General features: G+C 50.9%; 17 protein-coding genes, 1 pseudogene and 1 riboswitch. Of the genes and pseudogenes, 15 read left to right on the forward strand and 3 right to left on the reverse strand.

From position 1 onward, the window contains the following. Positions 1-18: 18 nt before the first annotated feature. The 4 genes from GSVR_RS04865 to GSVR_RS04880 all read left to right on the forward strand — a co-directional run bounded on the left by GSVR_RS04865 (position 19) and on the right by GSVR_RS04880 (position 4,959). Positions 19-1,011, forward strand: a complete 993-nt coding sequence (locus tag GSVR_RS04865) for a tetratricopeptide repeat protein (RefSeq protein ID WP_173195965.1) — start codon at positions 19-21, stop codon at positions 1,009-1,011. A gap of 312 nt (positions 1,012-1,323) precedes the next feature. After that, the gene (locus GSVR_RS04870; RefSeq protein ID WP_173195963.1) at positions 1,324-1,962 is read left to right on the forward strand and encodes a hypothetical protein; all 639 of its coding nucleotides are present in this window, start codon (positions 1,324-1,326) and stop codon (positions 1,960-1,962) included. Positions 1,963-2,227: 265 nt separating this feature from the next. Continuing rightward, entirely contained in the window at positions 2,228-3,229 is a 1,002-nt protein-coding gene (locus GSVR_RS04875) for a trypsin-like peptidase domain-containing protein (protein ID WP_173195961.1), read from the forward strand. Positions 3,230-3,327: 98 nt separating this feature from the next. Next, entirely contained in the window at positions 3,328-4,959 is a 1,632-nt protein-coding gene (locus tag GSVR_RS04880) for a hypothetical protein (RefSeq protein WP_173195959.1), read from the forward strand. Positions 4,960-5,359: 400 nt separating this feature from the next. On the opposite strand, the pseudogene GSVR_RS04885 reads toward GSVR_RS04880, so the two are convergent. Both GSVR_RS04885 and ribB read right to left on the reverse strand, forming a co-directional pair. Continuing rightward, a pseudogene (locus GSVR_RS04885) lies at positions 5,360-5,563 on the reverse strand (transposase); the annotation flags it as partial. A gap of 57 nt (positions 5,564-5,620) precedes the next feature. Further along, positions 5,621-6,265, reverse strand: coding sequence for a 3,4-dihydroxy-2-butanone-4-phosphate synthase (gene ribB / locus GSVR_RS04890; RefSeq protein WP_173195957.1), 645 nt, complete (start codon positions 6,263-6,265; stop codon positions 5,621-5,623). A gap of 116 nt (positions 6,266-6,381) precedes the next feature. After that, positions 6,382-6,530: riboswitch (FMN riboswitch) on the reverse strand. 807 nt (positions 6,531-7,337) lie between these two features. Between ribB and GSVR_RS22335 the strand changes: the two genes are divergently transcribed. The 3 genes from GSVR_RS22335 to GSVR_RS04900 all read left to right on the forward strand — a co-directional run bounded on the left by GSVR_RS22335 (position 7,338) and on the right by GSVR_RS04900 (position 10,496). Then, positions 7,338-7,571, forward strand: a complete 234-nt coding sequence (locus tag GSVR_RS22335; RefSeq protein WP_370552073.1) for a DUF6538 domain-containing protein — start codon at positions 7,338-7,340, stop codon at positions 7,569-7,571. Between the two features lie 298 nt (positions 7,572-7,869). Then, the gene (locus tag GSVR_RS04895) at positions 7,870-8,757 is read left to right on the forward strand and encodes a YihY/virulence factor BrkB family protein (protein ID WP_173195954.1); all 888 of its coding nucleotides are present in this window, start codon (positions 7,870-7,872) and stop codon (positions 8,755-8,757) included. A gap of 101 nt (positions 8,758-8,858) precedes the next feature. Beyond that, positions 8,859-10,496 (forward strand): B12-binding domain-containing radical SAM protein, encoded by a 1,638-nt coding sequence (locus GSVR_RS04900; protein WP_173195952.1) that lies wholly within the window; start codon positions 8,859-8,861, stop codon positions 10,494-10,496. An 89-nt stretch (positions 10,497-10,585) separates the two neighbouring features. Here the strand turns inward: GSVR_RS04900 and GSVR_RS04905 are convergent, their stop codons facing one another. Next, complete coding sequence (locus GSVR_RS04905) at positions 10,586-11,755, reverse strand: IS4 family transposase (protein WP_173202480.1); 1,170 nt, start codon at positions 11,753-11,755, stop codon at positions 10,586-10,588. A gap of 137 nt (positions 11,756-11,892) precedes the next feature. On the opposite strand from GSVR_RS04905, the gene GSVR_RS04910 reads away from it, so the two are divergent. From GSVR_RS04910 to GSVR_RS04940, 8 genes are all read left to right on the forward strand, one after another. Continuing rightward, the gene (locus tag GSVR_RS04910) at positions 11,893-12,219 is read left to right on the forward strand and encodes a DUF2147 domain-containing protein (protein WP_173201578.1); all 327 of its coding nucleotides are present in this window, start codon (positions 11,893-11,895) and stop codon (positions 12,217-12,219) included. Between the two features lie 457 nt (positions 12,220-12,676). Further along, positions 12,677-12,865: a DUF6538 domain-containing protein gene (locus GSVR_RS22340; RefSeq protein ID WP_370552065.1), complete on the forward strand. Its 189-nt coding sequence runs from the start codon at positions 12,677-12,679 to the stop codon at positions 12,863-12,865. A 423-nt stretch (positions 12,866-13,288) separates the two neighbouring features. Next, positions 13,289-13,651 (forward strand): response regulator, encoded by a 363-nt coding sequence (locus tag GSVR_RS04915; protein WP_173201577.1) that lies wholly within the window; start codon positions 13,289-13,291, stop codon positions 13,649-13,651. 46 nt (positions 13,652-13,697) lie between these two features. Then, complete coding sequence (locus GSVR_RS04920; protein WP_173201576.1) at positions 13,698-13,952, forward strand: lipid asymmetry maintenance protein MlaB; 255 nt, start codon at positions 13,698-13,700, stop codon at positions 13,950-13,952. An 80-nt stretch (positions 13,953-14,032) separates the two neighbouring features. Further along, the gene (locus GSVR_RS04925) at positions 14,033-16,159 is read left to right on the forward strand and encodes a chemotaxis protein CheA (RefSeq protein WP_173201575.1); all 2,127 of its coding nucleotides are present in this window, start codon (positions 14,033-14,035) and stop codon (positions 16,157-16,159) included. 49 nt (positions 16,160-16,208) lie between these two features. Continuing rightward, positions 16,209-17,921, forward strand: a complete 1,713-nt coding sequence (locus GSVR_RS04930) for a methyl-accepting chemotaxis protein (RefSeq protein ID WP_173201574.1) — start codon at positions 16,209-16,211, stop codon at positions 17,919-17,921. Between the two features lie 49 nt (positions 17,922-17,970). Further along, positions 17,971-18,486, forward strand: a complete 516-nt coding sequence (locus GSVR_RS04935) for a chemotaxis protein CheW (protein ID WP_173201573.1) — start codon at positions 17,971-17,973, stop codon at positions 18,484-18,486. Positions 18,487-18,523: 37 nt separating this feature from the next. Further along, positions 18,524-20,233, forward strand: a complete 1,710-nt coding sequence (locus tag GSVR_RS04940) for a methyl-accepting chemotaxis protein (protein ID WP_173201572.1) — start codon at positions 18,524-18,526, stop codon at positions 20,231-20,233. Positions 20,234-20,309: the final 76 nt, after the last annotated feature.

Below are 20,309 nucleotides of genomic sequence, written 5' to 3' on the forward strand. Positions count from 1 at the left end.
CTGTTGACGGGGGCTAATGTGGGAATCTTGAGCTTTCTATTCGGCCAAAAGAACGTCCAAGACGGGGCTAGCAAGGTGGCTACAGGTCATGCGGGAAACAAAGACATTTCATTTATAGGTGGCATTGCTGAAATCAAGTCTATTGATTTCATGGGGGAATATCAAAAGTCTCCTTCTGGAGAATGGGTAATCTGTTGGGCAGATTCTGATAGAGAGGACTCCCGAGGAGGTTATCGGGATAGCGGGTATGGCTCATTCGTACTCTACAACTTCGTTGAGAACAGGATATTCGCCAAGGGAAGATTGGAGCGACCGAATCACGGCTCCGTTTCGGATAAGGGCACTTTCTCGCTGGAGGATTGGCTATTTGGTGGTGGTCTGAATGGCGTCTTCTGTGCCTTTACTCCTACAGGAGAAATCATATGCAAAAAGAAATTTGAGGCCAATCTGTTAAATAGTGCCATTTCAAACGATGGTACCATGGCAATTTGTCAAACAGCGAATAACCCCAAGGGAGATGACGGAAACTTGCTCACGGCTTTCGACCTGGAAAGAAAGACCGAATTGTTTTCGATTCACCCTGAAACAGGTTGGGCCAACGAGTATGAGTTTAATGAGAAGGAGAAACAGTTCATCATTGTTCAGAAGGATATCGGTAAATTCTCCTACGACAAGACGGGAAATCTTCTCGATAAAGACCACTTTGAGACCACTAGGTTGACCTGCAAGAAATATGACATGATTCTGTTCACTGCAGAGGATGTACTGAAGCGGGAAACCGTACCGAAGGAACACGTTGAGTTGGTTCTTAAATCTATTCTCAATGCTAGAAATCTAGGAGCTGATAAGGATCATGGATGGAAGGCGATGGCCCTTAAACTTCAAGGGATTGCCCTTGAGGCGTTAGGTAGGAATAAAGAAGCGCTTGAGGTGTACGACGAAGCTTTGAGCATCAATCCAAAGGTTGGGGTAAAACGCAAAGCTGACAGTATTAGGAAAAAAGTCATTTAAATAATAATCGTATCGAATGCTTTAAACGTGAAGTCGCAAGAGAATTTCGGTTTAATGTGCTTAATGATATCGGTCCAGCTCTCGCTGACGTATCAGTATATAAAGCAGACCAATTATTCAACATGCGATGCATGTGCTTTTGGCAATGCTCGAAATTGAACCGAAATACAACCTGGTATAGAGATGAGGGTCTAAGTAATAGAGGTAGATATTGTGGAATTACAGTTTGGAAAGCTCTTGATGAAATTCGTATCAGGCTTGAAGATGAAGAAGACTGTAAAAACAATGCCATATGCGGAGGTGAGCAATTAATTGAAATACATACCATTATATAAGGACTTAACTGAAGAATCTGAAATTTGTCACTTCTGTAAAAGACCTTTGAGGTCATTAAAGGTATGGGTTCTTCAGGAGTCAATTTCTAAAGTGATTGTTTACTCAGGGCCGAACTGTGCAGAAAAGAATATTGATCCTGCCACAACCCTTAAGGATTTGCCTGATCTGACAAAGTTTACATCTTCGGCAGCTGGCGGCCCTGGGGGAAGTGGCGGAAGTGGTAGTTCTGGTAGCCATGCTTCTGATAGGAAAAGGGCTATTGAATATCTTGTGTTACGTGAAGAGAAGCTTGTCAGTAGCTTTAATACTAGTTACACCGTGTTAAAAGCTTATTATAACAAAATGCAAACCACTGAGCTCACTGATGAGGAAATCAAACACATAAATATTATCGAGTCCCATGCTCCTCAAGCCCTGAAGCTTACACAACTGCAGAAGTGTTACAATTACAACTTTTGGTTAGAGGTTGGTATCAAACGACTTGGCCCCCAGGATAATGGTTATCTAAAAGGTATCCGTGACATTCTCATAAAAAATCACGATATTCCAGCTGATAAATTGAAAGCCACGAACAAGTGGCTGAAGAACATTGATGGCGTCCCGCAACTAAAATAGGATTAATGTATTGAGAAGCGGACTCTTGAGCTTGACTCGTGAGGACTGACAAAGGCATGACTTATAAGATAATTATGCAAGTTGTAGAGGAAACTCAGGCGGGATTTCATCGCGGACGCAAAAAATAATTATAAAGTCACCTATGCTGGAGAGAAAGGTAAACCTTTAGATTGGCCCAAAAACTGGCCGGCCTGCTTTGTGACGTTGTGGAGTTGGGGTGTGGTTACCTTTTATGGCGTTAGTAATTCAACGTGTGAGGTGTGCGATGTCGAATAAACTTCTGATAGTGTTTTTACCATTTTTTCTGCTGGTCTCAAGTGCAATCGCAGAAGATGCAACTGGCAAAGTAACGCCTGAAATCTTGAGATGCGTGGTTAAGCTGGAAACCAATCCTGACGCAAGTGGAAAATACGAACGTGGCACAGGCTTTTTCGTTTCAGAATCAGTTTCACGGGGAGGCAAGCAAACTCGTAGAACATTTTTAGTGACCAACAAACATATGGTGGGTGACTGGACGTGGAGCTCTCCAGTTATTAAAAATTACAAGGATTATATAAATGCTATTGTATACACAGTCCACCCTATTGAAGGGAAATATTACAAAAAGCTTAGAGTCAATATAAAGGAAAGGGATAATAATTTAAATCATATATTAAGAATACATCCCAACCCTAATATAGATGTTGTTATTTTTGACTTGACAGAAGAAATAGATAAAACAGATGATTTAAATATAAGATCGTTTGATGTTAGCTATTTGATGCCATTTTATAGTATCAGCGATCAACTTATCGGTATTGGAGATCAAGTTTTTGCATTAGGTTACCCATTTGGCATATCGTCGGTTAAACATAATTTTCCCATAGCTAAATCCGGATATATAGCTTCAATTCCTAGTGAACCCTTTTACTCACAAGTCTTAATTGATGAAGATTCTGATCAACCTGTAATAAAACGCGTTGCTGCAGATATTACAGTAATCGATGGGCTTATCGTTCCAGGGAACAGTGGCGGTCCAGTCATTTTAGCGAATGAATTGAAATCACGTAGAGATCCGAAAACAAACCAAGTACAATTTTCTTCAAAGCAAACTGAAAATTATATTATTGGCATAGTTTCGTACGGGTTTAGCGGGTCCGGGCTCAGTTTTGTATTTAGCACAGATTACATCCGCTCCTTGATAGAGACATACATAGAAGAAAAGTTTCCTGTACCCAGACTAAAACTCATAAATGACCCTAGCAATTTAAGTAATCGTGATGACTAAATGGTTGACCGGAGAAATGTAGCGAAGTCGGAGCGTCTGACTGGATGAGGTTTTCAGGTAGCTCCAGCAGACTCGAAGGCTCGCTAAGTGAGGTAAAGATGGAATTACGAGAATGGGAAATTTGGCATACGTATTCTAGCACCTTGAGAGCTCGTGAGATCCATCTAGAATCCTTAGCCGAAATGCTTGTTCATGAAGGCGTGGCCCAGACAGTTCTTCATCGAGATGGACTTACATTTTGGCGTGGGAATGAGAGAGTGGGAAGAGGTACGACTGATGTAAATATTAATTCTACTGGAGTAATGGCAGAGATTAAATTTCAACCAGAGAACGATCAACAGCCTGAACTTTCCGGGTTTGCTCGGGAAGCCTGGTATCAAGCATCCCATTTTAGATTTAATGAAAAGCGAATCTTTCACCCCGATTCCGATTTGCCACCTCCATATGTCAGAGTTTATCTTGGGCAGTGTAATCTCGTGAACGAAGAAGAAGATACGTGCATTCGTATTTATCCAGTAGTTGTTATCTATGAAACGGGTGTAATTCTAGTCGAATTCCGAACAATTTCGCCTGACCGCGCCATTGAGGTGTCAGATTTCATTAGTGGCGCTATAAATCTGTTTCAGTATGGCTTTCAAAGAATCGAATGTTCTCCTGGTCTTGTGCGACTCGCCTCAAGAGTTTGGTACCACTCTCACCCACGTTGGCGTCTATATCATCGCGCAACGTTACTTTTTCTTGAACGAGGACATGATATCGCGGTCAAACACAATTCGAGAATTGACGATGAAGGTGATTTTGAGTTCGAGTTGGCTCCACTTCCAAATGCAGGTGAGGAAGAACGTTTAGATTCATTTGCCTTAACGATAATGCACGTGATTGCATACCTGGCAATTATGCCTCGCAAAGGATTCAGCTTTCTTTTCCGCGGACAGAAAGCGCTTCCGGGAATTGGAGATTACTGGGTCGGAAGGCCTCACATTTATCTAATAGATTTCGAAGGACAGAAAGAAACATCAGAAGAAAATCTTAAGGCTCACCATAAAGTTTTTGCTTCAATACTGGCACGAATCGAATTTCAGGACCACGAGATACCAGACCATCTTATGCCGGAAGACAGTAGGATTTTTTCAGACTACAATGCCTTCATTAACAAGGAAGCGTCGCTTTGGGTGTGGTCCCTTAGCGGGAAGCGGCGCCAGGGACAATGGGCAGATCAGAATCGTGGACACCTAATCTATGAACGTCAAGCGACGATGGAATTGCTGGAATACGGTTACATGTTGCATCACCGTGTCTTGGAAAAGGCGATGGAACTTTCGCGCTCTATGGATGTCTTGGACGCTCGCGAGGATCTTCTCGCTTTGGATGCCCGTATAGACCGTATCAGCGCGTTTGGAGAAATACGCCAACTTCTTTCGACAGGATGGAGTCGGTTTGGGGTGAAGGGGATTAGAAGGCAAATTAACGAAGCCCTGGCTGTCAGGGGACAGAAGGCGGCAACCAAGGAGCAAGTTATTGCTCAAGCACTTACGACTCGGCTGGCAATTGTCTTCGGTCTGGTCGCGGTGCCCGCTTTAGCAAGTCAGGTGCTGGAGCCATTGTGGGGGTGGTTGGACTTACCTCGCCCTGCAGACAAAAGTGCATTTATGACTATGTTAAATTTACTCGCTCTTACCGGTGTAGGTGCCATAGTTTCTGTTTCTTTTAGGAGACGGAGCTTCAATTAGATGGTTTACGGAATCCCTCAAGGAAATGTAAGTGAGATTCGGAGAATTGGAGGGAAACCCGATCGGATAGTGAAACACACAGGGGCCTGCCCTTGGCATGAGACAATGTTCCACTGCAACAGATATGCTCTAAACTACTAACCTATTAAATTAACATCAATTTCCCAGTACTCATTTTTATTTGCGCTGGGACGCCAGATTTCAAAAAGGTCACTTTTCTGCAGAGAAGTGGCCTTTTCCTTTAGTGCATCGTTTGAATCTACAATGATATCAAAGTGTTTTCTGAAAATAGGCGCCAGTTCACCACCCACTCAAAAAAGGTTCGAGTACACCGAATTGAGCAATCTGCGTTTTTCGGCCGGGTTTCTGTGCGGAGTAAAGACTAGCTGTTAGGGAGCTACGCACGGTTCTCAAGGGCAAGATCGGCGTATATTCGCTTGAGACGGCTCATTTCCGCTTCCATCTCCTTCATCCGCTTGAGATCGGAAGTCTCCATGCCGCTGTACTTCGACTTCCAGTTGTTAATAAGTGGCGTTGCTGATTCCTGCTTGCGGCAAACATCTTTGCCCTGCATGCCGGGCTCGGTGAAACGGGCTTTCTGTATTGGGCAACCTCCTGGCGCTTTAGAATGCCAGAAAGCCCCACTTTTTTTCATGTCTCATTATTGGGGAAGCTTACGACTCCATTTCCGATACGCGATAAGATCCTGCACTGTAACCACCGGAAGACCGTGGTGCCGTGCAAATTTCATGATCTCGGGCAGTCGGGCCATGCTGCCGTCAGGATTGGTCAGTTCACACAGCACACCGTACGGTTTCAGCCCTGCCAGCCGCATCAGGTCCACCGTCGCCTCGGTGTGTCCGGGGCGTTCCAGCACACCGCCGGGACGGGCTCGGAGCGGGAAGACGTGTCCCGGACGGCGCAGGTCTGAGGGACTGGCATGGTCGGCCACAGCGGCCGCGATCGTTGCCACTCGATCCGCAGCGGAGACACCGGTTGTGACCCCTTCTGCCGCCTCGATAGAAACGGTAAAGGCCGTCTGGAACCGGCTGTTGTTCTCCTCTACCATCATGGGGAGCTCCAGTGCCCTGACCTTTTCATCAGTCAGACAGAGACAGACGATGCCGCTGCAGTCGCGAATCAGCATGGCCATCTGGGCCGTGGTGAGGGATTCGGCGGCAAAGATCAGGTCACCTTCGTTCTCCCGCTCCTCGTCATCGGTTACGAGGACGCCGTTGCCGCCGCACAGGGAAGCAAGCGCCCGCTCAACTCGTTCAAGTGAGTGTGCTGCAAGAGGGTGATGCATGGTAGAGCCTCCAGAAGATTGAAGTGGCTTACCGACATCAGGGCGGACGGACGCTCCGCGCACGGATGTGCGCAGAGCGCCGGACAGGGGAATGGTTCCAGAGGGAAAAACCGCTGTCCTATCCTCTTTCATCCGGACTGTACCGTCGGCTCCGGCATTTCACCGGATCTGCTGGCCTTTCCCATACCGGGAAAGCGCTTGCGGGCTCTCCGGCGCACGCCGGAATACCGCCGGTGGGGAATTGCACCCCGCCCCGAGGATAAGTAGCCCCATCTATAGATGAACCGCATGAAGCTGTCAAGCAGCCGCTCTGAAAGAGCACGGCGGATCGGATGGAAAGCGGGGTGTCAACGCCTAGGGTAACTTGCCAAATCAACGCCTGAGAACAAGATTCGGCTGAGAAGAAAGGAGTCCTTGGAGAGTAGCAAGAATCAACGGCCGTTGACGGATGTTCAGCCGGACTTTGTTTTTCTGAAACGAGAGTTGGCACATCAAGATATCGGCAGGGCTAAGGCTAAGTGGCGGGGATCGGTATGGCAAGATTTGCTTGTTCGTTGTCATTGCATGGGAGACAGTGATCTGCCAATATCCTAGATAATTTACTTATCTGGGACAGCCCCAAATAAAATGACCTCGCCGCCCCCTCAGCCAAGAACTGCTGCAGCAGCTACCACATTCCTGATTCCGCTCCGAGTAAAAAGCGCTCTCGTCTCCTAATACCTGTCACTACTCAAAGTAATATTTTTCCAGCCGTCAAATTTCAACATCAACTACTATAGTTGTTTTTGCAGTCTCTCAGTAACCACGTATCCGTTGCCGTGGCATATATCACATCATCCATGCCCCGGAGGGGGGTGTCAGCATGTGGGGTATGGAACGTTGAGCCGAAAGTTCGAAGTGCGTTGACTAGGGGACGCCAGTAAAATCAAAGGGTTCAGCGTATATAAAAGCTGAACCCTTTTTACGTGACCCTTTGCGTGACCCCTTTTTCGGACATGCCACTTTTTTGGGTCAACTGGTGGTTCACCATGCGAACTTTCTGTGGCGATCCTTCATCCAATATTCCGGCGCAATGGTATTTAATTACTTCCGCGTAGATATCCCCAACGACCTATCCCATTACTTCCCTGTATCCGAAATCAAACGATCCCTGAAAACAAAAGACCTTGATGCTGCCAAGAAGAGGGAGATACGGAAAGCGATACTCGTTTTTTCTTATGCTCGTGCCGTTGCCAGTCTGAGGCAGGTCCCCCATGAGCGGCGGCGCGCTGACACCAACTGCGAGGAGGCCAACATCTCCCCTTAAATTGTAACGTGTCTTGTTGTCGTTATACTTAATAGCGGGATTTTTCGATGCCCGAACTTTCAAGGGAAGCAAAGATGATAATTATATTGGACCTGACTATTGTCTCAGCTATCAGAGATGCCACCAAGATAATCAAGATCGCTCGGTAATCGTATCCTGGAAATTTGGTCACTCAGACGGCGCCACCAGCTGCCTTTTTCCTGATTCTGATTGCCATGGTGCTGGCCTACCTGCTCGCGGTAGAAGGGATGAAGCGGGGGTTCTTCCATCACTTTGCCCTGGAGTGAAGTATCATCATATGACGAACAATCGACAAGGCATACATGGATCCATCGTTCGTCTGTTTAGCTTCTTACGGCGGGTGGCGCATGGATTTTTCCGTAATCAGGGGCTCTTGTTGTCCGGTGCCGTTGCCTATTACACCCTGTTGTCAATTGTGCCGTTGTCTATTCTCTCCCTCATTGTGCTGACGCATTTCATAGAAGAGCAACAGTTGATTCAAACCTTGTCCATCTACCTGGAGATGGTTATTCCCGGCTATGCGGCAACCTTGGCTGAACAGGTGCGGGAATTTCTCAAGCACCGCAATGTGGTCGGCATCCTAGGCTTCCTTGTCATGCTTTTTTTCAGTTCTACAGCGTTTACCACTCTCGAGAACTCCATGGCGGTGATCTTTTTTAAACAAGTAAGGATCAAACGCAGAAACTTTCTTATCTCCGCAATTATTCCGTATGCGTACATGCTATCAATGGGGCTGGGTATCGTGCTGGTGTCGGTTATTGTCGGCGCCATTGAGACGCTGGAAAGCAGGCATTTGACGATACTAGGCTGGAGCCTGAACCTTGACGGCGCTACCGGGGTGGCGCTGTACGTCCTGGGTATAGTTGGCGAGACGCTGATACTTACTTCCATCTATCTGGTGATGCCGCCGGTGCGCGTCCGGTTTCGCCACGCGCTCATCGGTGGAACAGTCACAACCGTTTTATGGGAGATCTCCCGCCGCGTCCTGATCTGGTATTACGCGGCCATCTCCATGGTAAATGTGATTTACGGTTCAATCGCCACTACAGTGGTGGCCCTTCTCAGCATAGAGGTCGTTGCGGGGATCCTGCTGCTGGGCGCACAGATCATTGTTGAGCTCGAGGACAAATGCACAGAGAAAGAGAAGTCTGGATTCAGGAGATGATTTTCACTTGCTTTGGCAGGGTTACGGTTCGTGAGCGCACTTTCGGTCGGGCGATATCATGTTAAAATTGACATTAAATCCGTCCGCTCGAAGAGACTCAAATGAAGATTCTACTCGTATATCCAAAATATCCAGATACGTACTGGAGCTTCCAATATGCATTGCCGTTCATAGGCAAAAGAGCGGTTTTTCCGCCGCTCGGACTCCTCACGGTGGCAGCTATGCTCCCGGCTCATTGGGAAATGAGGCTCATCGATCTGAACATCGGCTCGCTTTCGGACAGCGACTTGTTGTGGGCCGACTATGTTTTCGTAAGCGCGATGACGGTTCAAAGGGAGTCGACACAGGAGGTTCTGGGCAGATGCCGCGATCTGTCGGTCAAGACCGTGGCGGGCGGCCCGCTTTTCACTACTTGCCATGACGAATTCCCGGAGGTGAACCACCTCATTCTCGGTGAGGCGGAGAACACCTTGCCTCAGTTTCTGCAGGATCTTGAAGATAATGCACCGCAACGGCTATACCTGCCTGCCGGTCGCCCCGATATTTCAGCCACACCACTTCCCCGCTGGTCGCTCATCGACCTGAGGCAGTACGCTTCCATGAATATTCAATACTCCCGGGGATGTCCTTTCGACTGCGAGTTCTGTGACATTACTCAGCTGTTCGGCCAGCAACCCAGAACAAAAACGCCAGGCCAGGTGATCGCCGAGCTTGAAGCGCTCTATTCCAGGGGCTGGCGAGGTGGGGTCTTTTTCGTTGATGATAACTTCATCGGCGATAAACCGAAGCTCAAAGAGGACGTTCTTCCGGCCATGATCGCCTGGATGAAAGAGCGTGGTCATCCTTTCTTCTTTTATACCGAGGCCTCAATCAATCTTGCGGACGACCCTCTTTTAATGGAGTTGACGGTGGCAGCCGGGTTCCGGGAGGTGTTCATCGGCATTGAAAGCCCTGAAGAGAATTCGCTGCGGGAGACAGGCAAAGTCCAAAACCGGAACCGCGACCTTGTGGCATCGGTGTGGCGCATCCAGCGGGCAGGGCTGCAAGTGCAGGGCGGCTTTATCGTCGGTTTCGACAGTGATTCTCCGTCCATTTTCGATAAGCAGATCGACTTTATTCAAGAAAGCGGCATTGTCACCGCGATGGTGGGGATATTGATGGTCCTGCGGGGTACGAAGCTGCACGCCAGGCTCTCCAGCGAGGGAAGAATCATCGGCAGTTCCAACGGGAATAACACCGACACCTCGCTTAATTACGTTCCGCTGATGAACCCTCATGCCCTGATAACAGGGTATCAGCGCCTGGTCCGAACAATCTATTCCCCCGACCATTTCTATGCCCGTCTGTTGGCTTTCCTTAAAGAGTACCGGCTTTCGGGCCCATCGCCATTCGCCATGCTGCAGCGTCGGGACATCAGGGCTTTTTTCCATTCGATTTTTTATCTCGGAATTGTGGGGAAAGAGCGGCTGCATTACTGGAAGATCTTCTTCTGGTCACTCCTAAGGAAACCACGACTGCTCCCGCTGGCGATCACCATGACGATCTACGGTTTCCATTTTCGAACCGTTGCCGATCAAATATGCTCATCGGCCCCTGGCGGGCTGGATGAGATATGTCAAGTTGATAGCGGGGTTGCGCAACCAGAACAAAGCCAAAATTATCGACCTGAAAGGAGCAGAACATATGAAGAGCTGGTTGATTTTACCGATAATTCTGCTGGCGACAACTACCGCGTTTAGCGCTGAAACGTCGGATATTCTGGGTTTGTGGAAAACGGAAAAAGGCGATGTGCATCTGGAATTTTACCCCTGCGATCACTACTGTCCGGTTAATAATTGAATAAGTTCAACTGGTTATAGTCGAGAGTGCCAGCTTTCTGCTTGAGACCCTCTGTAACCAGTGATGAAATGGGCTTTTTCTCGAATAAGTTGACCTCAAGAATCTGTAGAAAAGTGTATAGCGAGCACGGAATACCGAGTCGTTTTTTGGCGATAGCCACGAGCAGGTACATGCAGAGCCCGACCCATATCTGGCTTTTAACAGCATTTTCGGATGTTCCGTAAAACTTCTTGAATCGCAGGTGCTGCTTGATCCACTTGAAGAACAGCTCCACCTGCCACCTCTGCTTGTAGACGTCAGCAACTGTCTTTGCCGGGATGTCAAAGTTGTTGGTTAGAAATACCAGACGTTTGTTTCGCTCTTTGTCAACATAGCTGACCCGGCGTAGCCGTTCTGGATATCCCTTCTTCGATTTTATCGTTACCAAGGTGATAACCTGGTCGGCCCGTATACCTGTTTCCTTATCTTTTGGTGCAGAGTAGAGGCGCTTGAATTTCAGGTTGTCTTTGGCCCTTATGACGAAGAATGCGCCCTGCTTATGAATTGCGAACAAGCGTGCATAATCAACATAGCCGCGATCCATGGTATAGATGGCATCTTCTTGAACCGGCATTCTGTCCAGCAACTTTACATCATTCACTTTGCCGGTGGTAATTGCTACGAATGTCGGGATTATTCCACGCAGGTCAATCAGCGTGTGCATCTTGACCGCTGCCTTGGTTTTCCGGAATTCGGCCCACGGAAACAACGTCAGGCAGAGATCAATAGTCGTAGAGTCAAAAGCAAATAGTGGTTGCTTCAATTCGATGGCAAGCGGATCACCCTTGTAAAGCTCTTGGGCAAGACCGATCAGGATCTGGCCAAAATCCTGAAAGATCCGCCAATCCCTGCGCTCGTTCGCATCGGCAAGCGTCGTGCGGGAGACATCACCACGAAATCCAATGTGGTAGAGTTTCTCCTGATGAGAGTTCAGACAGGTTTCAATGTCCCGCAAACTCTCACGCCCGGTCATCTGGGCATACGCCAGACAAAGAAACTGGTCGAATGTGGAAAAACTCTTGGCCCAGTACTCACCGCGATATCGGTGAACGCAGACATTGAACTCATGTCGTGGAAGATACTGAAGCAGTTGCCGAAAGACGGTATGGCCAGAGTTCATTGGTACCCTCCTGAGCTGTCAGGAAGGTACCACCCCGGAGCCCCGGGATGAATTCAAATCGAAAAAAGAACAATCGTGTCAAAGAACATTAATAATCAGGTGGTTAAGCCAGTACATTCGAAATTAACCGGACAGTAGTGCCCTGCGATGAGAAAATCTGCGGGAAGATAGTCTGGCTGAAGGAACCTGTCTATCTCGACAGCAAGGAGGGACCCGTAGGTACTGCTAAAGTAGATCAGAAAAATCCTGATCCGGCGCTCAGAAACCGTCCCATACTTGGGCTGGAGGTGATGAAACATGTCGCTCCTGCAGGTGAGGACATGTGGGAGGGGGGAGCCTGCTATGATCCTCAAAGCGGCAAAAGCTACAAGTGCAAGATGACACTGGTGCCACCTGATCGGCTCGAGATGCGGGGTTTTGTCGGCATTTCCCTGTTCGGAAGGGACTACGTCCTAGTCCGCTAGCTGATTCGGCCGGAAGGAGAACTGCATGGAAGGAGAAGCTGCTAACGAGCAGGTTTCAACCGGAATCCCGGGGCTTGACAATATCCTACGGTGGGACTGACAGTGGGTAAGCCGGCGCCCCCGGATCCGGAAAAACAACCTCGGCACTCCAATTTCTGGAGGAGCGAAAATATCATTGCAAAACTAATCGCGCTGAGGCAAGGGGAGACCATGCGCGAGCTGTGCAACGCCAAGGCGTGACATGATAACCGTTGCCCCTGGCATCAATCACAAAAACTGAATGAGCTTGACCATAGCCATGTTAGTGATTTTTGTCTGTAATCACTTGAAATTAAAACTTATTTCCCAGTTATCGGATTCATCGTCTCGGGGACGCCACTATCATAACTAGCTGATTCTGCTAGGCAAAAATAGAGCCATTCAACGCTAGGTATACAACTAGGTATACAGGAGTTGAGTGGCTTTGTCATATCCTACACACCTCATAAAGGTCAATAGCCGGTTTTACTACAAGATCAAAGTGCCGGCGGACCTGTCCCATCTGTTCCCCTGTAAGTTCATCAAGAAGGCATTACATATCAGCCGGTTACATGCGGCCAAAACTATGCTGACGAGCTATGAGTTCAAGACTCATATCCCGGAGTGAACTTTCCGCCATAAACAAAGCCCCTCTGAATCATCTTTTATGAATCAGGAGAGTTTAGGAAAACTAGGGGCGATTCAAAGTACTAATTTGCTAAGTTTTGCCACATTTGTGACACATGCCACAATGAAGTTTCGTTTCCTACAGAACATTCAAACTCAAAAAAAGCCTCCACTAGAATCCATTGCCCACAACACGTTGCCAGCTTACACCCATAGGGATAGTCACATTTGTGGCATTGCGCTCATGCACTTTTTTTGTCGGCTCTTTGATTGTAAGTTATCGTAATTACGATATTATTTTGTTTTTTCATGCTTCGGCATGCTTGCTGCTAACTATCGTTGCATATGACAGCGGGAAAAGCCGTACGGCATCACATAAGGAAATAATTAATAATTTCATACTCAAGCAGGGAGGAACATGCGGATGGCAAAGACGATCATGACAGCAGATGACTCAGCCAGTGTCAGACAGATGGTGAGTTTTGTTCTGAAACAGGCAGGATACGATGTGATCGAAGCGGTCGATGGCCGCGATGCTCTCAGCAAACTGGCTGGCACAAAGGTGGATATGATCATCACCGACCTGAACATGCCCAACCTCGACGGCATCAATCTGATCAAGGGAGCCCGGGCGCTTCCCTCCTGCAAATTCATACCGATCATCATGCTGACCACCGAATCACAGGATGCCAAAAAGCAGGAAGGCAAGGCTGCCGGAGCCACCGGCTGGATCGTCAAGCCGTTCAAGCCGGAACAGCTTCTAGCTGTGGTGAAGAAGGTGCTGTGACATTTGCTGAATTAAAGAACCATCAATGGAAATAAGGGGATATGTCATGGCTAGACACATTGCATTCGCGAATGAACTTACCATCAGCACCATCGGGGATATGGCCAACAGCATGCTGCATGCCCTGCAAGGGGGCCAGGAGGTAACGGTAAGCCTCACCGAAGTGGAGCGGATCGATTGCGCCGCACTTCAGGTCTTGGTGGCGGCAATGAAAGAGGCGGGAAAGAACGGCGTCACCATGACCTGTTCGATTCCGGCCTTCATAAAAACATATGCGGCATCGGTCGGAGTTGCCCTTTAAGGAAGTCAGGCCTGATACGGGCCTGTCTCCAGAGTTTGGCAACCGATGACGGGCGCCACAGATTATCCGTAGGAGGGGTTATGGATCTCAGAAGATTTCATGCGGCATTTATAGAAGAAGCGTCGGAACACATCGAGATCGTGGAAAACGGACTCATGCAACTGGAAAAAGCTCCTGACGATGCCGAGCTGTTGAATTCCATCTTCCGATCCGCTCATACCATCAAAGGATCGAGCGGCACTGTCGGATTGCCGGATATTTCCCGCTTCACCCACATCATGGAAGAGATTCTCGAATCCATGCGCGCGGGGGAGCTCAGGCCAGCCAGGGAGATGATCAGCACTCTGCTGGAGGCACTGGACATGATCAAGGAGATGGTCGCCGCCGTTGCCTCCGAAGAGCAGTTCCCCTTTGAGCGCTGCCACGATCTGATGTCTCGCATGAATGCCCTGCGAGGTTTGTCCCCGGCCGATGTTTCGGTAGAACAGGCGCCTGTTGCTGTTGTTGCTGGCGGCAGCAGAAACAGGTTCCTTATAAGGTTTACCCCACCGCAGAACCTCTTTCAGTGCGGCATGGATCCGGTCAAGTTTTTCGATGAGCTGCAGGAAATGGGTGAAATCAGCGAATTGACCTGCGAAACAGAACATGTCCCCCGGTTGTCAGAACTAAACTACGAAGAGCTTTACCTCAGATGGACATTCAGATTGACCACAGACCGCGGCGAACAGGCAATCCGGGAGGTTTTCGAGTTCATCGAGGATGACAGTGAGATCTCCGTTACCCCATTGCCGGAATCGGATCAGGATATCCCTCTGCTCGGCAAATTGCTGGTAGATGAGGGAGTGGTGGATGCCGAAGATGTCAGGGAGGCGCTCACCCAACAGAAGAAACTCGGCGAAATTCTGGTGGAGCAGGGTAAAACCAGCAGCGCAAAAGTTAACGGAGTATTGGACAAACAAGCTGCCCGCCAAGCTGATTCCTTCAAGAAAGCTGTTTCCACAAGCATCCGGGTCGATCTGAAAAAATTGGACCATCTGGTCAATCTGGTCGGGGAGATGGTGATCATCCATTCCATGTTCCATCAGGTGATGTACGGCCAGGCCGGTCAGGAGGACGAGCTCAGGGGTAACAATGCGGAGCGGATCGACACTATTTTTTCCCAGCTGCAGCGCATCGGCAAGGATATCCAGGAAGGGGCCATGGCTCTGCGCATGTTACCGGTCGGCGAGGTGTTCCAGCGTTTCACCAGGCTGGTCCGCGAACTGTCGTCAAGCAAGGGGAAGGATATCGAGCTGATCATCAGCGGTGAGGAAACCGAACTTGATAAAGGGGTGCTGGAAAAGATTGCCGACCCGCTGGTGCACCTGATCCGCAATTCCGTGGATCACGGGATCGAACCCCCCGATGAACGTGCCGCCGCCGGAAAACCCCGCCAGGCAACGGTGTATCTCATGGCCTATCAGATGGGGGATGCGGTTTATATTGATGTAAAGGACGACGGACGCGGTCTGGACAAGGAAAAGATCATCGCCAAGGCATTGGAGAAAGGTGTCATTCAAACTGCGGTGGGACTCTCTGATGATGATGCCCACAACCTGATCATGCTTCCCGGCTTCTCCACTGCCGACAGGATCACCGACATATCGGGACGCGGCGTGGGCATGGACGTGGTCAAGAAGAACATTGAAGCCTTGAACGGCACCGTTCAGATCAGGACCCGCAAGGGAGTCGGCACGACCATCTCCATCAGGCTGCCGCTCACTCTGGCCATCATCGATGGTCTGACCGTCGGGATCGGGGAAGAAGTCTACATCATTCCGATCACCTCAGTCATCGAATCCCTGCGCCCCGACCGAAAGGACGTCAATTCCGTCAGCGAGCAGGGAACAGTCGTCAACGTACGGGGCGAGTGCATTCCGCTGATCCGGCTGCACCGACTCCTTGATATATCCTGCCGCAAAACGGACCCTCGTGAGGGAATCGTGGTGGTCACCCAGCACGACAATAACAAGTATGGCTTTCTGGTGGACGAATTGCTGGGAGAACAGCAGATCGTCCTGAAAAATCTGGGTTCGGCTACCCCCAAGGTACGGGACATTGCCGGCGGCACTATCATGGGTGACGGCCGGGTAGCCCTGGTGCTCGATGTGGTGGGGATCGTCGCTGCAGCCCAACAGCAGCTACCGGTCCGGGGATCAGAGAAATAGAGAAGCAGACGGAGAAGGTACCTACACTGAAAACACAGAGGAGGGGAACATGAAACTGGGAATCGAAGGCAAATTGATAGCGGCATTTTTGGTGGCGAGCGCCATTACCCTGATCGTCGGCGTCACCGGTTTTTGGGGAGCCGGCAGGCTCGGAAGCTCTCTGGAGGAGGTGGCGGGCAACCGCACCCCGAGTATCCGGGGACTGGGCATCATGAATGAGGCACAGACATCGGTACTGCGAGCGGAGCGTTCACTGCTGCTCGAGGCTCCGGCCGATGTCCGGGAGCGGCTGCAAAAGCGGCTGGCCGATGCCTGGAAAAATGCCGACAAGGGGTGGAAGATCTACGAACCGCTACCTCAGACAAAGGAAGAGGAGAAGATTTGGAAGGAGTTCGTTGTCTCCTGGGATGCCTGGAAAAAGGATCACCAGGTGGTCGCGCAGCTGATCAACGAAGGGAAGCTTCAGGAGGCAAAGGCCTTGTCCTTCGGCGCCGCCAGCAAGTCGTTCAGCGCTGCCGAGGAACTGCTCGGCAAGGTAACCGACCTGAACGACAAGTATGCGCAGGATGAGTACCAGAGCGGGAAGAAATTGGTCAGTTTTGTCAAGATCCTTGCCATATCAATTACCGTGGCAGGTTTTGTCGTGGCGGTCATCCTCGGTATCGTCATCGCCCGCGGCATCAAGCGCCAACTCGGTGGCGAGCCTGAATACGTCAGCGAGATCGTGCACGAGATATCCCAGGGGAACCTGACGGTGGACGTGAAAACCCAGGCTAATGATACCGCCAGCATGCTCTTTAACATCAGGGAGATGGTCCAGGCCCTGCGTGACATTGCCGGCCAGTCGGTGGAGGCCGCCAACCAGGTGTCCATCGCAGCGGATCAAATCTCCGAGGCCAACCAGAGCTTTTCCCAGAAGATCACCGAGCAGGCTGCCTCGGTGGAGGAAACCACCGCCGCCATGGAAGAGATGGGTGCCTCCACCCGCAGCACCGCCGAGAACGCCCGCGAGGCCAACAGCCTGGCCCGCACCAGCAGGAGCGTGGCGGAAGAGGGCACCATGGTCATGGCCGACACCATCGCCGCCATGGCGGAGATCAATAAATCCTCCGCCAAAATCGCCAACATCTCCGACGTGATCGGCGAGATTGCCTTCCAGACCAATCTGCTGGCCCTGAACGCTGCCGTGGAGGCTGCCCGGGCTGGCGAGCACGGCAAGGGCTTTGCCGTGGTTGCCGCCGAAATCAGGAGCCTGGCCCAGCGTACCACTGCCTCTGCCAAGGAGATCACCGCCCTGATCGAGGACAGCGGTGAGAAGACCGGCAAAGGTGTGCAACTAGCCGAGGAGTTGAGCAAGAAGCTGAATGAGATTGTTACTGGGATTAAGAAGGTAACGGACCTGATGGACGAGGTGGCTGCCGCGGCCCAGGAGCAGTCCTCGGGGATCAACCAGGTGAACACGGCCATGGGTCAGGTGGACCAGACCACCCAGCAGAACGCCTCCCTGGTGGAGGAGACCTCCGCCTCTGCCGAGGAACTGGCGGCCCAGGCCAAGGCACTGCTGGACGTGGTCTCCTTCTTCCGTGTCGACGACAACCGTAAAAGTGCTCCGCGGACCGCCATCCGCCAGGAGCCGACAGCCACCAGGGTACTGGTGCAGAATGCGGGGGGGACAAGGAAGCTTTCTTCTCTCCGGCCGGCCCTGGCGACCGCATCTGCGCCGATAGCTGGAGCTGGACAGGGCGACTTCGCGGAGTTCTGAAGAGGCTGTCAAGCCGGAAAAAGACATATATTTCACTATGGAGGGCCATATGGCAGAGACAATTGAGAACAGAAACAGCAACAATGCCGGCCAAGCGGATTCGGGCCAGGAGTACGTGACCTTTACCTTGAACGACGAGCTCTATGCCTTTGACGCCTTGAATGTCCAGGAGATCATCGAGCTGACCGGCGTCACCAAGGTGCCCCATCTCCCCTCGTATCTGAAGGGGGTCATCAACCTGCGGGGCACCATCATTCCGGTGGTTGACCTGAAGGAAAAGTTCGGCATGCAGAGCGGTGAATACAAGAAGCATACCTGCATCATCGTGACAGAATTCTCCCGGGGAGTCATGGGACTGATCGTGGACACTGTCTCGGACATCCTCAACATGTCGCCTCGGGACATCTCGGCCGCCCCTGATTTCGGCGCTAGCATCAACACCGAGTTCATTGCAGGCATGGGCAAGACTGGAGACAACCTGGTGCTGGTGCTGGACGTGGATAAGGTGTTGAGCGTTGATGAGGCAATAGTGCTGGAGCAGGCTATCGGCGGACAGAATTCATAGGTCACTAAATCACCCAAAATATATCGGAGGTGCATACATGAACTGGTTTGCAAATCTTAAGCTGGGAACGAAACTGATCACAAGTTATATGGTGATCGCTCTGATCGCCGCATTCATCGGGCTGTTCGGCAATTATAAGCTACATAAGCTTGATGATGCAGACACCTTTCTCTACGAAAAAATGACTGTGCCCTTGGCGTACATGGCTGAAGTAACGCAAGGTTTCGAACGGACCGCATCCAACATCGCCTATGTGGGGTACGAAAAAAACGGGAAATACCTGAGCCATGTGGACGAAGCCGTAAAGGGCGTGAACGAGCATCTTGGGCTATACAAGAAAACCCTGATTGATGCCGAGGATGAGAAAAATTATAAGGACATGCTGGACCAATGGGGGGGGTGGACCAAGTATCTGGACAGGATGAAGGGGCTGGCCCAGGCCGGTAAGTATGACGAGATGGTGGCGCTGCACAACGGTGAGGGGAGCCAGCTTCGCAAGGATGTCCGAACGATCATTGAAAAGGTCAGCGATCTGAACGAAAAAACCGCCAAGGAAACTTCCAACAAGAACAGCGCCATGGCCAGACAAACGTCTCTGATGATCAACATCATTATCGCCATAGGTGTGCTGCTTGCCGTCGGAATAGGGCTATTCATCACACGGTACATCACCCGCCAGCTCGGCGGCGAACCCGTGTACGTCAGCGAGATCGTTCACGAGGTATCCCAGGGTAACCTGACTGTTGATGTCAAGACCCAAGCCAACGACACCACCAGCATGCTCTTCAACATCAGAGAGATGGTCCAGACCCTGCGGGAGATCGCCGGCCAGTCGGTGGAGGCTGCCAACCAGGTTTCCATTGCCGCGGACCAGATCTCCGAGGCCAACCAGAGCTTCTCCCAAAAAATCACCGAACAGGCCGCCTCGGTTGAGGAAACCACCGCCGCCATGGAGGAAATGGGGGCCTCGACCCGCAGCACCGCCGAGAACGCCCGGGAGGCCAACAGTCTGGCCCGCACCAGTCGTAGCGTGGCGGAAGAGGGGACCGCGGTCATGGCCGACACTATCTCCGCCATGTCCGAGATCAATAAATCCTCCGCCAAGATCGCCAACATCTCCGACGTAATCGGCGAGATAGCCTTCCAGACCAACCTTCTGGCCCTGAACGCGGCGGTTGAGGCTGCCCGCGCCGGTGAGCACGGCAAGGGCTTTGCGGTGGTTGCGGCAGAGATCAGAAGCCTTGCCCAGCGTACCACCGCTTCTGCCAAGGAGATCACAGCCCTGATCGAGGACAGCGGCGAGAAGACCGGTAAAGGGGTACAGCTGGCCGAGGAGTTGAGCAAGAAGCTGAATGAGATTGTTACTGGGATTAAGAAGGTAACGGACCTGATGGACGAGGTGGCGGCCGCTGCCCAGGAACAGTCTACTGGAATCAACCAGGTCAACACCGCCATGACACAGGTGGATCAGACCACCCAGCAGAACGCCTCTCTGGTGGAGGAGACCTCGGCCTCGGCCGAGGAACTGGCAGCCCAGGCCAAGGCGCTTCTGGACGTGGTTTCATTCTTCCGGGTAGACGACAACCGCAGAGCAGCACCCCGGACCATGATCCGCCAGGAGCCGGTCGTATCCAGGACTCTGGTGCAGGGTCCCGGCGACGCCACGAGGAAGTTCACCTCTTCGCGCCCGGCTCTGTCAGCCGTACCCACGCAGGCTGCTGCACAGGGCGATTTCTCGGAGTTTTGATCGGGAGAGACCTTGGCCACAGAGGGCACTGAGATGAAAACCAGGGCAGAAGCTGAAATCTATTTTCTCTGTGCCC

This window comes from Geobacter sp. SVR, from assembly GCF_016865365.1.
In the GTDB taxonomy this organism is placed as follows: domain Bacteria; phylum Desulfobacterota; class Desulfuromonadia; order Geobacterales; family Pseudopelobacteraceae; genus Pelotalea.